This window comes from Candidatus Kosakonia sp. 282A-S69, from assembly GCF_029433855.1.
Lineage (GTDB): Bacteria > Pseudomonadota > Gammaproteobacteria > Enterobacterales > Enterobacteriaceae > Kosakonia > Kosakonia cowanii_A.
Genome location: NZ_JAROAU010000005.1, coordinates 260,257 through 260,507, shown reverse-complemented (window position 1 = coordinate 260,507; position 251 = coordinate 260,257).

Here is a 251-nt window from a genome sequence, read left to right as displayed (position 1 = left end):
GCCGGCATGGCGTTCCGCCAGGCCGTCGGACAGGCCTAATCAAGCTTTGACAAGGGCGGCGGCTTCCCGCCTCTTGGCGCCATGTACCAGCCGCAACCGTTCGTGACCCGTCTGGCCTTCAAGTCCAGCGACCGCCCCGAGGCCATCGAGGCGAAGGACCGGCTGGCCGCCCGCTACGGCGACGTGGGCGAGGAGAACGCCCAGGTCATCGTCGCCCTGGGCGGCGACGGTTTCATGCTGGAAACCCTGCA